This is a genomic window from Streptomyces sp. PsTaAH-137 (assembly GCF_003259365.1).
Taxonomy (GTDB): domain Bacteria; phylum Actinomycetota; class Actinomycetes; order Streptomycetales; family Streptomycetaceae; genus Streptomyces.
Window position 1 is genome coordinate 33,389 of the sequence record NZ_QLLY01000024.1, and the last position, 13,287, is coordinate 46,675.

14 protein-coding genes are annotated in these 13,287 nt (G+C 68.1%); 7 read left to right on the top strand and 7 right to left on the bottom strand.

The features are described 5' to 3' along the window. The first annotated feature begins 227 nt into the window (after positions 1 to 227). Both K377_RS36185 and K377_RS36190 read left to right on the top strand, forming a co-directional pair. A complete protein-coding gene (locus tag K377_RS36185; protein ID WP_111667876.1) occupies positions 228 to 827 on the top strand; it encodes a hypothetical protein in 600 nt (199 codons plus the stop codon). A 366-nt stretch (positions 828 to 1,193) separates the two neighbouring features. Next, positions 1,194 to 1,814 (top strand): hypothetical protein, encoded by a 621-nt coding sequence (locus K377_RS36190; RefSeq protein WP_202454580.1) that lies wholly within the window; start codon positions 1,194 to 1,196, stop codon positions 1,812 to 1,814. A gap of 286 nt (positions 1,815 to 2,100) precedes the next feature. On the opposite strand, the gene K377_RS36195 is transcribed toward K377_RS36190, so the two are convergent. Both K377_RS36195 and K377_RS36200 read right to left on the bottom strand, forming a co-directional pair. Continuing rightward, complete coding sequence (locus K377_RS36195; protein ID WP_111667878.1) at positions 2,101 to 2,487, bottom strand: YrdB family protein; 387 nt, start codon at positions 2,485 to 2,487, stop codon at positions 2,101 to 2,103. Positions 2,488 to 2,617: 130 nt separating this feature from the next. Next, complete coding sequence (locus tag K377_RS36200; protein ID WP_146614820.1) at positions 2,618 to 3,253, bottom strand: TetR/AcrR family transcriptional regulator; 636 nt, start codon at positions 3,251 to 3,253, stop codon at positions 2,618 to 2,620. A 384-nt stretch (positions 3,254 to 3,637) separates the two neighbouring features. Here K377_RS36200 and K377_RS36205 point away from each other — a divergent pair, with 384 nt between their 5' ends. Together K377_RS36205 and K377_RS36210 are read left to right on the top strand one after the other, a co-directional pair. Next, positions 3,638 to 4,096, top strand: a complete 459-nt coding sequence (locus K377_RS36205; protein ID WP_237551283.1) for a DUF2199 domain-containing protein — start codon at positions 3,638 to 3,640, stop codon at positions 4,094 to 4,096. 191 nt (positions 4,097 to 4,287) lie between these two features. Continuing rightward, positions 4,288 to 4,806, top strand: a complete 519-nt coding sequence (locus K377_RS36210) for a hypothetical protein (RefSeq protein WP_111667881.1) — start codon at positions 4,288 to 4,290, stop codon at positions 4,804 to 4,806. 72 nt (positions 4,807 to 4,878) lie between these two features. Here the strand turns inward: K377_RS36210 and K377_RS36215 are convergent, their stop codons facing one another. Further along, positions 4,879 to 5,886, bottom strand: coding sequence for an aldo/keto reductase (locus K377_RS36215; protein WP_111667882.1), 1,008 nt, complete (start codon positions 5,884 to 5,886; stop codon positions 4,879 to 4,881). 588 nt (positions 5,887 to 6,474) lie between these two features. Here K377_RS36215 and K377_RS36220 point away from each other — a divergent pair. After that, positions 6,475 to 7,494 (top strand): DUF389 domain-containing protein, encoded by a 1,020-nt coding sequence (locus K377_RS36220; protein ID WP_111667883.1) that lies wholly within the window; start codon positions 6,475 to 6,477, stop codon positions 7,492 to 7,494. A gap of 14 nt (positions 7,495 to 7,508) precedes the next feature. Here the strand turns inward: K377_RS36220 and K377_RS36225 are convergent, their stop codons facing one another. Both K377_RS36225 and K377_RS36230 read right to left on the bottom strand, forming a co-directional pair. Then, a complete protein-coding gene (locus K377_RS36225) occupies positions 7,509 to 7,841 on the bottom strand; it encodes an SHOCT domain-containing protein (protein ID WP_111667884.1) in 333 nt (110 codons plus the stop codon). Positions 7,842 to 7,884: 43 nt separating this feature from the next. Beyond that, positions 7,885 to 8,325, bottom strand: a complete 441-nt coding sequence (locus K377_RS36230; RefSeq protein ID WP_258395252.1) for a DUF6325 family protein — start codon at positions 8,323 to 8,325, stop codon at positions 7,885 to 7,887. Positions 8,326 to 8,745: 420 nt separating this feature from the next. Between K377_RS36230 and K377_RS36235 the strand changes: the two genes are divergently transcribed. Continuing rightward, on the top strand, positions 8,746 to 9,162 hold the full coding sequence (locus tag K377_RS36235; protein WP_111667886.1) for an SHOCT domain-containing protein: 417 nt from the start codon (positions 8,746 to 8,748) through the stop codon (positions 9,160 to 9,162). A 20-nt stretch (positions 9,163 to 9,182) separates the two neighbouring features. Continuing rightward, positions 9,183 to 9,695 (top strand): DUF6069 family protein, encoded by a 513-nt coding sequence (locus K377_RS36240; RefSeq protein WP_111667887.1) that lies wholly within the window; start codon positions 9,183 to 9,185, stop codon positions 9,693 to 9,695. A gap of 64 nt (positions 9,696 to 9,759) precedes the next feature. On the opposite strand, the gene K377_RS36245 is transcribed toward K377_RS36240, so the two are convergent. Together K377_RS36245 and K377_RS36250 are read right to left on the bottom strand one after the other, a co-directional pair. After that, entirely contained in the window at positions 9,760 to 11,610 is a 1,851-nt protein-coding gene (locus tag K377_RS36245) for an APC family permease (RefSeq protein ID WP_111667888.1), read from the bottom strand. 407 nt (positions 11,611 to 12,017) lie between these two features. After that, positions 12,018 to 13,244, bottom strand: coding sequence for a ricin-type beta-trefoil lectin domain protein (locus K377_RS36250; protein WP_111667889.1), 1,227 nt, complete (start codon positions 13,242 to 13,244; stop codon positions 12,018 to 12,020). Between the last annotated feature and the right edge of the window lie 43 nt (positions 13,245 to 13,287).

Consider the following 13,287-nt stretch of genomic DNA (forward strand, 5'->3'; position numbering starts at 1 on the left):
ATCATCTCCGTGTACGGGAGTCGGATGTTCGCATCCGGTTCCAACTGTGGTGTCCCGGCGCATGAATCAGAGCATCCGCCTCGGTCCCGTCAGCGTGTGTGGTCGCGGCGTACACGTCGGCTCCGGGCTCCTCCGGCTCCGGTGGCCTGGGGGCGACGGCCTTAACGTGTGGGCGTCAGGGGGGTGGAGCGTGAGAGTGTTCGATCCGATCTTGAGGAGGGGGATACGTGGGTCTCGTATACAGCTACGACATCTATCTGCGTCCGCGTCATGTCGCCAGGGCACTGACCACTTTGGCCACGCTGGCGCCGCCGAACCGTACCGTGCCGCCGCTCAAGGTCAACCTGCCAGGCGGTGATCACGTGGTCCTGCCGTTCACGTCCGGCTTCAAGAGCGATCCTGTCGATTGCTCCACGAGCGACACGTGTGAGTTCGACACGGCCCTCATGTTCGAGGCCGATGAGACACTGCGCGAGTACTCGCGAACGGACGGCCCTGTCCTTGAGGGAGATGGGCGCATCCGCATCGGGTACATCTACGTCACGGTCCGGTTCCGGACCTTCCTGCACCCCGGCTATGTGTCCATCGAGTGCTGGGCCGCGACCTCGGGGATGAGCCGCTTGTTCGCCCGCTCCGCCAGCGTCAGAAGGGTGTTCACGGACCTCACCGCCGCCAGCGGCGGAGTGTGTTGTCTGCTCGACACCGGCGACGGCGCCCCCGAGCAGGTGTGCTGGCTGAACGGCGAAACCATCGACGAGGCGATCGGCGGCCCCCGCTTTCCGGACACGGCGGCACTTGTGGCGACCTGGGCCGACCCCGAGGCGTGAGTCGGCCACACACGCAGCCGGGTCGAGCGATCCACCCCGGGCTTGTCGAGGGCAGCCACGAGAGGCCGTGACGCTGGCAAAGCGGCACCCGCTGTTCGGGCCGTCACTGCGGGGGTGGCCGGGGCGGAGCGGTACGCGGGCAGGCGGACGGTGGGGCGGGGGAGTATCCGGTCGAGGTCTCGTCGGCCGGGCAGGTCGCGGTTCTGCTCCAAAGCGGGTGCTGCTGGTACGGGCCCACCAGACGGTTCTCCAGGCACTCGAGATGTCTCATCCACGTGTAACTCGGCAGACATGAGGACACGTTGCCGATCAAAAATAGCGAGGCGTCCACACCGTTCGAAGAGCGAAACTGACGCCGTGCTGATCATGAATGCCGTGCTGGAGACCTCCGAAGTCCGCGACTTCGCACTGTGGCCCGTAGCCGACTCGCCGGCAGGCCACCTCCTGGCTCTGTCCGGCCGGCTGTCCGTGCGAGAACTCGGCACCGCCATGGAAGTCCTGACCAACTACAACAAGGGTGACGGTGAGGTCGGGACCCGCGGCCCCAGAGACAGCACGGAGCTGGTAAGCGAGCTGCTGACCGCTGACCAGGTCATCGCTCCCGGCGGAATCCGGATCCGGGACACGTCGACCGGAGTGACTGCACCTCCCGGCTGCTGCTTCGGCCTGGAGAACTGGCGAGACTGGCTGGACTGTATGAACGGAGAAGAGCCCTGGCTCGGCCACGACCCGACGCCGCGCGCCGAGTGCATAGGGGCGACCGTCCGGCTATGGCCGGACGTGGAGCACCCCGACGGTCTACGCATCGAACTGCCGCTGGTCCAGCTGCCCGAACTCCTGGGCTCCGTGCAGGCTCAGCTCGTCGCTTTCCTGGCCGCGGTCGATCAGAGGGCCACTCGCTACGCGCCATCCCTCGCCGACGCTTTGGTCGCAAAGCTCGACGAGGACCTGGCCATCACAGCCCCTCTCCAGGAGGGCCAGGGCTGAGGCGCGCCTGTCCCGGAACGCCGTGCCGTAGTCGCCGGAGTCATCGCCCGTGAGCAGGCTTTTTGACCACTGAGCCTGATTGTTGGCCCGCAGGGTAGCGTCGGGATCATCACGAACAGGCTGTCCCTTGACCGTGGTTACGCGAGTGCTGGGCCGCCTGAAAGCTGCGCGGCTCGACGCGCGGTTTCTCCGTGTGAGGTACGAGCGAAGCAGGCGCTCCGTGTGGCGATGCATGGGCGCTCACCTGTGTACGGGAAAGTCCGTTGCACGAGGCGGTGCCAGGTGTTCAGTGGCTGAGCAGCCAGCCGATGCGGTCGTAGGCGAGGAGCTGATAGGCGACCATGACCACAAAGAGCCAGCGGGCCGCGCGGCACAGGCCCGCAAGGTGAAGTGCGACCACCGCGCCGAAGAACACCGTGACCTCGAGCAGCAGGCGCAGCGGCCCCGGTGTGCGGACGTCGCCGTTCTCACCTCGGGACGGGTCGTTCGGCACGGTGAACGTGCCCCATGCCCAGCCCACGAGGACGGGCAGCGCGACGACCAGCAGCCAGCGCCACGGGGTGGGGGTCCTGCGCCAGGACCAGATGCCCACGCTGACCACCGAGGTCACTTCCAGTAAGAAGCGGACGGCGAGCAGGGCGCCGTTGTCGGCGAGCGCCAGTGGATGGTTCACCGGGCCGCCCCCACTTGTGGCGCTTCGGTCGCACTCCTGGTCCTCTGTCCGATCTCCCGGGGGACGGATTGCGCCGGCGCCCCGAGTAACGCGGCCGGCACCGAAGACGCAACAGCAGGGCAGGACATGATCAGTTCCTCTCTGGGCGACGGGTGACGCCGGATCCGGCGAGTACGTGGCCGACCAGCTCCTCGACATAGTCGGAGCCGATCGGCGCACCGGTGATCAGGAGCCGGTAGTAGAGGGCACCGGCCAGTTGATCGAAGAGCACTTCGGACGACGTGTCCGGGGCCAGAGCCCCGCGCTCACGGGCACGGTCGAGCAGTGCCAGCGGCAGGGTGTTGCGCCGGGCGAAGAGATTGCGTACGGCGTCGCCCACATCGGGGTGCCGGGCGGCGGCCGCGACCAGTTCGGCGACGACTCCGGCCGATCGGTCCTCCTTACCCGTGGCGTCCCTGCCGACCCGGCGCATCCGGTCGAGTCCAGTCGCGATGGCGGTGAGATAGACGCTCAGGTCACACCTGATGTCGCCGGTGTCGGCGACCGCCACCTCGTCCTGGATCTTGGCGACGAGAGCGACGAGCAGATGGTCCTTGGTGGGCCACCGCCGGTAGATCGTGGTCTTGGCCACCGCGGCGCGGGCTGCCACCTCGTCGATGGCGAACCGGTCGTAGCCGCGTTCCACCAGCAGTTCGTGAGCTGCTTTGAGGATCCGCCCGTCGGCGTCCTCGCTGCGGGGACGGCCTCGGCGCATGGGAGCTGTCACGGGCGTCACTCATCCTCTCCTGATGCCGGTCCGTCGGTCGCCCGCATTTTCGATACGACGGTGTCGTTATTGACAGTAGAGAGCGACACCCCTTTACGCAACGGCCGTATCGAAATTGATGGATGTCCGGCGGACGAACTCCCGACGGTGTCGCCGACCAACTTCAGCGCCCGGCCGGCGCTGCCGGCAGGGAGCGCTCTGGCGAACCGACACAGCAGACCCGCTCTCACTCAAGCCTTGAACTGCTCATGGAAGTTGGCCTCAGGGGCGGCTGGGGGAGCCCTCCGGGGCCGCTCGCGGACGTCGCCATTAGGCTCCAGCGCCATGACCAGCGATTTCGGTTTCACCTGCTCGTGCTGCGGAGCCCACCACCCGGAGCTGCCGATGAACTACACGTCCGACGCTCCAGTCGTGTGGGATCAGGCCTTCGCCGATGCCGACGACTGCCTGCTGTCCGCGGACCAGTGCGTGGTCCGCGGACGGCACTACTTCGTCAAGGGCATGATCGAGATACCGGTCATCGACAGCGAGGGGGTGTTCTCCTGGGGCGTTTGGGTCTCGCTCAGCCGCGAGAGCTTCTCCAGGGCTGCTGACCTGTGGGACACCCCCGGCCGTGAGGCTGAGCAGCCGTACTTCGGCTGGCTCACCACTGACCTGTCCCTCTATCCGACCACTCTCAATCTGAAGACGCACGTGCACACCCGTCCGGTCGGTGAGCGTCCCTTCGTCGAGTTGGAGCCCACCGACCACCCCCTCGCCGTCGAGCAGCGCACAGGGATCACCCTGGACCGCGTGCGGGAGATCGCTACGGCTGTGCTCCACCCCAGCACGCGCGAGACGTAGTGACGGCGGACGAGCCGACAGGGAGCTCCGTGGTGGGTGCCTCGCGGAAACCGCTTAGCTGAGCACCTACTTGATTACAGTGAGCGCGGCGAGTGGGTTCGCCCGTAAGCCGCAGTGCGGGATCTCGGACGTCGCGCGACGGTGCGACACCTGCCCGGACAGGTGTCGTATCCCGCTCGTATGCTCGCTCGATGACCTCTTACGAAGGCACCCACCCCACCGTTCTCGTCCGGGTCGGTGACCAGCATGCGCAGATCGATGAGCAGCTCGCACCCACGATCCAGGCGATCTGGGAATACGGGTTCGACACCTTCACCTGCTGTCAGGACGTGGGTGAGAGCAACGCGAGCTGGCCGGAGAAGCTGCCGCACATGGCGGAGTGGGTGGAGTCCAGGCGAGGCTGGATACTCATCGATTTCCCGGCCGACAGCGGCCTCGCCTTCCTCTCGGCCGTGGCCAATGCCGGCCCGCGGGACGCGTTCTACGTCCGGATGACGCACTGGGCGGCTCCCGACGCGTGGGACGTGAAGATCAAGCCGATGGACGTGGCGATGTTCAAGGAGGAGTTGCCATCGCGGTTTCATCTCCAACTGCTCCAGGTTTGTTTCCCGGCCTATGATCTGCCGGAACTGACTCGGCGCCTCCGTGAACACGCCGCAGGGCGCTCGGTACCGCCCGCCCCCACCGACTGGACCTCCGTCGGCCGCTAGGGCATCCCCGGTGCGCTTCTGAAGCACGTCAATTGGCCCCTGCGCGAGAACGAGGCCCGGCGGTGGTCCGGACTACCGGGAGCCCGCCACAGGCTGCGGCTTGTAGGGCTCCTCCAGGTAGGCGGTCTCGTGCGGCTTGTAGGGCTCCTCCAGGTAGGTGGCCTCGTCCTCGTCGAGTTCGACGTCCACCGCGGCGACGGCGTCGGTGAGCTGGGCCGGCTTGGTGACCCCCACGATGGGCGAGGTCACCATCGGGTGACGCATGACCCAGGCCAGGGCGACCTGGGCCGGGTACAGACCCCGCTTGCCCGCGATTTCATGGACGCGCTCGGCCACCGCATGGTCCTCGTCGCGATAAAGGATCTTGCCGCCCGCGTCGGTCTCGGCGCGCGCCGTGGCGGTGCCCCGGGCCCGCGTCAGCCTGCCCCGCGCCAGCGGGCTCCACGGGATCACGCCGATGCCCTGGTCGGCGCAGAGCGGGAGCATCTCCCGTTCTGCTTCCCGGTGGATGAGGTTGTAGTGGTCCTGCATCGACACGAACCGGGTCCAGCCGTTCAGGTCGGCGAGGTACAGGGCTTTGGCGAACTGCCAGGCGTACATGGAAGAGGCCCCGATGTAGCGGACCTTCCCGGACCTGACCGCGTCGTGCAGCGCCTCGAGGGTTTCCTCGATCGGGGTGTCGTAGTCCCAGCGGTGGATTTGGTACAGGTCGATGTAATCGGTTCCCAGCCGCTTCAGGGAGGCGTCGAGCTCGGCGAAGATCGCCTTGCGGGACAGCCCGGCTCCGTTCGGGCCGGGTCGCATCCGCATCCAGACCTTGGTGGAGAGAACGACCTCCTCGCGCCGGGTGAAGTCCTTGACCGCCTGGCCGACGATCTCCTCGCTGCTTCCGGCGCTGTACCCATTGGCCGTGTCGAGGAAGTTGACGCCGCACTCGAGGGCCTGCTTGATGATGTCCCGGCTGGCGTCCGCGCCCAGCGACCATGGCTCGCCCCCCCGGTCCGGTTCGCCGAAGCTCATACAGCCGAGGGCGATGGCGGAGACTTCCAGCCCGGTCGTTCCGAGTTTGATGTATCGCATGCCGCCGAACCTAGGAGTTCGAGTGCGCTCTCACGCAAATGCGTCTCGGTCCGGAATTCGGAGGCGTATCGCATGGGGGCTGCACAGCCCCCCCGATGGCAGATCGCCCTCGCGGGTCAGTCGCCACGACCAATCATTGCGCGATCACAGTACGAGTCGCCTCATCGAGAACTCGTCACGAGGCACCGCTGCTCGTAGGTGAAGACGTCGTAGACGAGCCGCTCGGACATCCTGGGCGTCTTCCGGCGGATCAGGGTGACCGGCCGCTGACGTCTGGCCTTGCAGGTCTAAGTCGGAGAGCCGTACTGGCATTGGGGGAGCAGCCCATCGCCGGCGAGGTCTCGCCTGCTCCCGCCTCAGCGCCGCGTTGCTGCCTCGGCCGTTGCCGCTGATGGAAGAAATCGGCTGGTGGGAGCGCCTCCTGCCCGACGCCGCTCAGGATCTCCATGCCCCCGTACGGCGTATCGCGGACATATCGCCTTCGGTGTCTCGGCATCCATACATCCAGCGTCAGCGCTCTTTCAGTCAACTGTTCATGCAGCCCGGATCGGCTTCGTGGCCGCACAACGCTTAAGTAGGTAGAGACTCATGGCATCTGTCGATGCACGCACGGTCCACCGGATGACCGAGACGCTGTTCATCGAACGGGACTTCCGAAGCCCGAGTTCCACTCGCTTTTGGGGGTTGCTCGTCCTGGCCGCCGTGATCGCGGGAGCCGGTGTGGTGGGCGACTCCACAGCGACCGTCATCGGGGCCATGATCGTCGCCCCGCTGATGACACCGATCCTGGGTAGTGCGCTGGCTCTCGTGCTCGCCGATCGCGCGCAGGTGATGCGGTGCGCGCTGCTCGTGCTCGGCGGTGCGCTGGCGGTGGTGGCGATCGGCATGCTGCTCGGCTGGATCGCCGCGCCACCGGACGCCTTCGCGTCCAACAGCCAGGTCTCCGCCCGCATCAGCCCCCGCCTGATCGACCTGCTCGCAGCCTTGGCGACGGGCACGGTGGGCGCGTTCGCGCTGGTCCGCGCCGATATCTCGGACACCCTGCCGGGCGTGGCCATCGCCATCTCGCTGGTGCCTCCGCTCGCCGTCACCGGACTGCTCATCACAGTGGGCCGGTACCACGACGCGAGTGAGTCGGCGCTGCTGTTCGCGACCAACGTGGCCGCCATCGTGGCCACGGGCACCATCGTGTTCCTGGTCTACGGCATCCGGGCTGCGGCCCAGGAGTCCGGACACACTGTGGGGGAGTTCCACGGGCGCACGCTGGTGGCCGTCGCCGTGGTCGTGCTGCTGATCGCCGTGCCGCTCACCACCGGAACGATCTCCGTAGCGCGGGACCGCGCCCTGGCCGCAAACGCCCGCCCGGTCGCCGAGAAGTGGGCCTCGGCCGGCAAGTGGCAGATCGCCTCGGTCGAGGCCCGCAGCGGCGTCGTCGTCATCGGCGTACTCGGCCTGCCGCCCCAGCCCGCCCCGACCGCGCTGCGCGCCGCGCTCGACACGAACGGCATGCGCGACGCCGACCTCGAACTCCACCTCGTGGGCGGCCGCACGCACTGGTGCCCGGCGGACACGGACACCTGCACCGTGCGCGACTCCACCGTGAACTGACGGTGCGTCGCGCGTCAGCTGCCGAGAATTCGGCGCTTTTCGGCAGTGAACTCCTCGTCCGTCAAAAGTCCTTGCGCCTTCAGGTCCGCCAGCGCGGTGAGCTGGGAAACCCGGTCCACGGCGGGGGCGGCTGCGTCCGGTGCAGGTGCGGGCCCGGCCGCCTGGGCCTGCGCCGCCCCTTGGTCCATCCACGCCTGTTGCTGGGCCTGTGCGTCCGCGGCGTGGCGGTAATCGCGCTCGGCCATGCCGCGGTTGACGCGATTGGACACGGCCGAAGCGGTGCCGGAGATCACCGCCGTGCGGGCGATCGTGCCCAAGAGGCCGGGCCGGCCGAAGCGCTGGGGCATGTCGATTCTCCCTGAACTCGGATGTCTGTTGATCGGCTGGGCATCATGGGGCGTCGAGCGCCGCCACGGCCCGCATGACGACGTCTCGCGGAATGTGCTCCAGGGCCACCAGTTCACCGTTGGAAGCGTCAATTGCCGCCGCGAGCCGCGCAGCCCAACTGTTCTCCCAGGCCACGACCAGAGCCGAGGAGGCTGCCGGCAGGCTGGTCGCGACCGAGCGCAGGTCCTCGTCGCTGAGCAGATCGAACTGCACATCGGTGACCTGGTCGAACTCCTGCGCCACTTCCGCGTCGCCCAGCTCCACGATGGCGACGGAGCCGTCCTCGGCCTTGCGGATGAAGCTCAGATCGAGAATGCGTACGGCGCCGTCCTGCTGTAGTTGCCGCAGAGCGGGGGCGACGTCGCCGTTGAAGCGATTGCCCTCAAAGGTGATCACGGCGACGTCGACGGGTCCGACACGATCAGCGTTCAGGCCAGCAGGCACGAGCGGGGCCACCTTCCCTGACAAGCGAATATGGACAATTGCGAGCATAAGGTCTTGAACATTTGGAGCGCGAACCCAGGCGAGAGGTTCCCGTGAGCCGAAGCGCAGGCGAAGTCGACCCCACCGCAGTCGGCCTCGAATCGGCACGACCTGCCTCAGCGGACCGTCCGGTCTCCGCTGGGTGCGCTGATGTGGAACGCGGCAGAAATCCTCGCCGTCGTACCCTGAGGCACACCTGCTCGACGCCCTTCTTGCTGGGCTGTCAACGCCCTCGCCTCGATCACCGCCCGGACTGTAGGCGTGCTGGGACCTTCCACGTCATTCCTCAACCAGGCACCTGCCCTGCCTCCGAAATGCGCATACAGCACTAAAGGGGTGATACTCGCCGGACCACCGGACTCTGCGGAGGAGAAACGCGACATGGACGACTACCCGTTGCTCGACCTCTTCCTGACGATGCTGTTCTTCTTCCTCTGGGTCATGTGGCTGTTCCTGCTCTTCCGCGTCGTCATGGACATCTTCCGGGACGGCGACCTCAGCGGCTGGGGGAAAGCCGGCTGGCTGATCTTCTGCATCGTGCTGCCCTACATCGGCGTACTCGTCTATGTCATCGCCCGTGGACGCGGCATGGGGCAGCGGGACGTCAAGCAGGCCAGGGACGCCGAAGCCGCGTTCAAGGACTACATCCGCAAGACGGCCGCCGAGGATGAGACCACCACCGGATCGGGCAGATCGTCCGGCGGCACCGGCGACCTCGCCCGCCTCGCCGAGCTGCACGACTCAGGCAAGCTCACCGACGAAGAGTTCGCCCAGGCCAAGACCAAATTGCTCACCTGATCTCCGAAGGGCAGCCCCACGTGGATTCCCCGAACGGCCCCTACGGCCCCTACGGACCCTCGAACTCGTCGTACCGAGTCCCGCAGCCCGCTACAGAGCAGGTTCCGCCCACCCAGCCTCGCCTGGACGCAGGCCGCCTGTGGGCGGGCGGCGTGATGACGGCAGTCGTGGCCGCGCTCACCGCGATCGTCGCGCTGCTCCTCGTACGAGGAGTGCTCGGGATCGCGGTCTTCGCACCCGAGGGTGACGGCGCCATGGGCAACGCCACGACAGGGGCCCTGGCAGGCAGTGCCGCACTCGCTGCGCTCGCTGCTACGGGCCTGCTGCACCTGCTCATGGCGGCCACGCCACGGCCGGACCGGTTCTTCAGCTGGATTCTGACGCTCGCCACCGCGGTGATGGTGCTGCTGCCGTTCACGACTACCGCCTCACTTTCGGCGAAGTGCGGTACCGCGGCGGTCTATCTGCTCATCGGCGTAGCCATCGGGACCCTGCTGTCCTCAGTCGCCCGCAGCGCGATGCGCCGAGCGTGAAGCGCAACGGCGGGCACAGGGCCCTTACGCGTCGGGCGGTGTGCCGCGCGCCGCGACCGTCCTTTCAGGACAGCCGGAAGCGGAGCCGGCAGATGACAGCGTCGGTGTCCCTGCGTACCGCGTGCGCGACGATCGCGCCTCGCTGGTTCTGCAGGATCCGCTGCCAGACGTGCTCCGGCTCGGCCTCCGGAACCAGAACCGTGACGCGGGTGCTCGGGTCCACGGCGGAGACCTCGCGGACGTAGTCGGCGACGGGCTTGCCCAGGGTGCGGCGCTCGGAAGGGATGCGGATCAGAGCGACACCCGGGTTCCACAGCGCCCAGTCGCGGGTCAGTGCCTCGGTGGCGGCGCGGTCCTCCGGGTCGGTATGGCAGACGGTGACGGCGCGCACCTCGTCTCCGAGGGAGTTCGCGGCGGTCAGCGCCTCGCTGGTGAGCCGCGAGATGCCGGACACGGGGACGATGACGAGGGACCGGGCGTGGGCCGGGCACTGCGGAATGCGGCCGAGCCCGAGGCGCTCGCCGATCCGGGTGTAGGTGCGGTGCACGGCCTGGAACGCGAGGACGAGCAGGGGCAGTGCCACGACGATGAGCCACGCCCCGTCGGAGAACTTGGTCGCGGTGACGACGATCGCGGACACACCGGTGAGCAGGGTACCGAGTCCGTTCAGCAGTGTCTTGCCCAGTGACCCGGGCACTCCGCGCCAGTGGATCACCATGCCGACCTGGGCGATCGTGAAGCCGACGAAGACACCGATCGCGAAGAGCGGCACCAGGGTGTTGGTGTCGCCGCCGGAGAAGACCAGCAGGGCCGCGGAGACGGCGGCGAGGGTGAGCACACCGTGCCGGTGAACCTGGCGGTCGGCCTTGAGGGCGAAGACATGCGGCAGGTAGTTGTCCCGGGCCAGCAGCTTCAGCAGGACGGGCAGCCCGCCGAACGAGGTGTTCGCGGACAGGGCCAGCAGGATCGTCGTCGCGCACTGCACCACGTAGAAGGACCAGTTGTGGCCGAGTGAGGCGTCCGCGAGCTGTGCGAGGACGGTGACGCCTTCGACGGGCTGGAGGTGGAAGCGGGCGATCAGCACGCTCAGGCCGATGAGCATGACGCCGAGTACGGCACCGAGGGCGATCTCGGCGTGCTGGGCACGGCGAGCGCGCGGAGCGCGGAAGGAGGGCACCGCGTTGGCGATGGCCTCCACACCGGTGAGGGCGGAGCAGCCGGAGGCGAACGCCTTCAACAGGAGCAGCGCGCCGACCGCGGTGGCGTTGTCCGCGAGGACGGAGGCATGGCCCGTGGCGGCCTCGGTCGAGACGGGCGCCGAGCGGAAGAGGCCGACCGCGATCAGGACCATGATCGAGCCGACGAAGATGACCGTCGGGACGATGAAGGCGCGGGCCGAGTCGACGATGCCGCGCAGGTTCACGGCCGTGATCAGGACCAGGACGGCGAGGCAGATCCAGAGCCGGTCGCCGTAGAGCCCCGGGAAGGCGGAGGTGAGAGCGGCGACGCCCGCGGTGACGGCAACGGCGACGTTCAGGACGTAGTCCAGGACGAGGGACGCGGCCGCGACCAGGCTGATGCAGGGGCCGAGGTGCGTCTTGGCCACCGCGTACGAGCCGCCACCGTCCGGGAACGCGGCGATGACCTGCCGGTAGGAAGCGACGAGTACGGCCAGCAGGCCGGCGATCGCGAGCGTGACCGGGAGGGTGAAGCCCAGGCCGTGCGCACCTGCCGCCGCCAGCACCAGGACGATCGCTTCCGGGCCGTACGCGACGGACGCCATCGCGTCGAGCGAGAGGGCGGCCAGGCCCGTCACTGCGGTGAGGCGGTGCTTCTCGCCTGCCGTGTCTCGGAGGTCCGGAGGTTCTTCGTCACCAGGATTCGCCCCGGGTTCGGCTATCAGTGACGTGGTCATACGGGGCTCCTCGGTACGGTCCGGGCGGTGGCCCGGGACTCCGCCCAGGGTCTGTCCGTTTCCGGGCGCCACCGCCCTGCCCTTGCGCCTTCTTCGCGCGGAACCACGGGAATCTGACGGGACCTTGACGCCCGGCTCCGCGGCGCCGAGAGGGTGTCAAGGATGTGCGCGGAGTTGTGCCGGAGCCCCGTCGAGGGCCGGGACGCGGGACGCGACCCAGGTCTTCCGGCCGGGCGCCAGCGGCACACGACGCAGTCCGCACCGGACAGGGGAGTGCAGTGCGGTCGCTGATGAGAACGCTCGCCTTTGGCGAGGCTGAGAGCGGGGCCGCGGAAACCCGCAGTGCACCGTGGCCACACCCCCTTCGGGCGGGCGCGACCACGGCGCGTCGTGGTGCGGTATCCCGATCAGGTCAGATGCCACACCTGGTTGGGCTGGGTGCCGCCACCGCCGTAACAGCTCCAGATCTGGATCCTGGTGCCCGCGGCGGTGCCGCGTTCCACGGCATCCAGGCAGGCTCCGGAGTTGGTGTTGACGATCGTGCCGTCGGCGTTGAACTGCCACTTCTGGGCGCCCAGGCCGTTGCAGGACCAGAGTTGTACGACAGTGCCGTTCGCGGTGCGGCCTCCGGACACGTCGAGGCACTTTCCCGTCGCGGGATTGACCAGCGCCTCGCCCTGGCGTACCCAGCGCTGTGCTCCTGCGCCGTTGCAGTCCCACAGTTGCACGATCGTGCCGTCGGCGGAGTCCCCGTTCTTCACGTCGAGGCAGCGGCTGCTGGCCTGGCCGACGATTGTGCCGCCGGCGGGGGGCGGCGTGCTGCCGCCCCCGTCGGTGGTGAAGGAGAAGGTGTCCACCGCGAGCCCCTGTCCGCCGACCCACGGTTCGAACCCGAACTGGACGCTGGTGAGATACCAGGACCGGTCGACGAGACCGCGGCTGCCCGCGTCGTCGGTGAAGTCCTTGATATGGACATCGAGTGAGGTGGTGTTCTGCTGACGGACGTAGGACACGACGTTCCAGGAGATCCCGCCGTTGGAGAGGCGCCCCTGCCACACGTCATAGCCCGCGCCGCCGATCTGGGCCGTGGCGACCTTGGACCCGGCAGGCTGCGGCGGCCCGGCGTGTGCGCCCCAGATCATGATCTCGGCGCCGTTGTTCTGCCCCACGGGGTTCGGCGACGAGTCGAGCCAGATGTCGTACGCCGCGTCCCAGGAGCCTCCCGCGGTGCGGTAGGTGACGGTGCTGCGCGGGTCGCGGAACGCGCTGACCTGGAGCGGAAGGCCACTGTTGGCGGAGCAGTTCCCGTAGTGGCAGCCCGCGTAGACGGACGGGTAGGCGGCAGGGGCACCGTTCGTGGGGACGTTGTGGCTCGCCGTGCTGATGGTGAAACCGCTGTTGGTCACTGTGAGGCACTGGGGGGTGTCGTCGCCCCATTCGTTGTTCTGGACGATGTACTTTCCGCCGGCGATGGATGTACTGCCGAACTTGTCGCACAGCTGCGAGTCGGCGTGCGCCCGGGGCGCGGGAGCCAGCGACACGAAGGCGGCGAGCAGCAGGGCGCAGAGCGCGCCGATCAGTGTCGGTCGGCGTAACGCGGCTGGTGGCGAGGTGGGAAAGGAAGAAGGCGTCATGAGGGACGTCTCCTTTCGGGGACGGAGGCGGGCATGGGCGTCG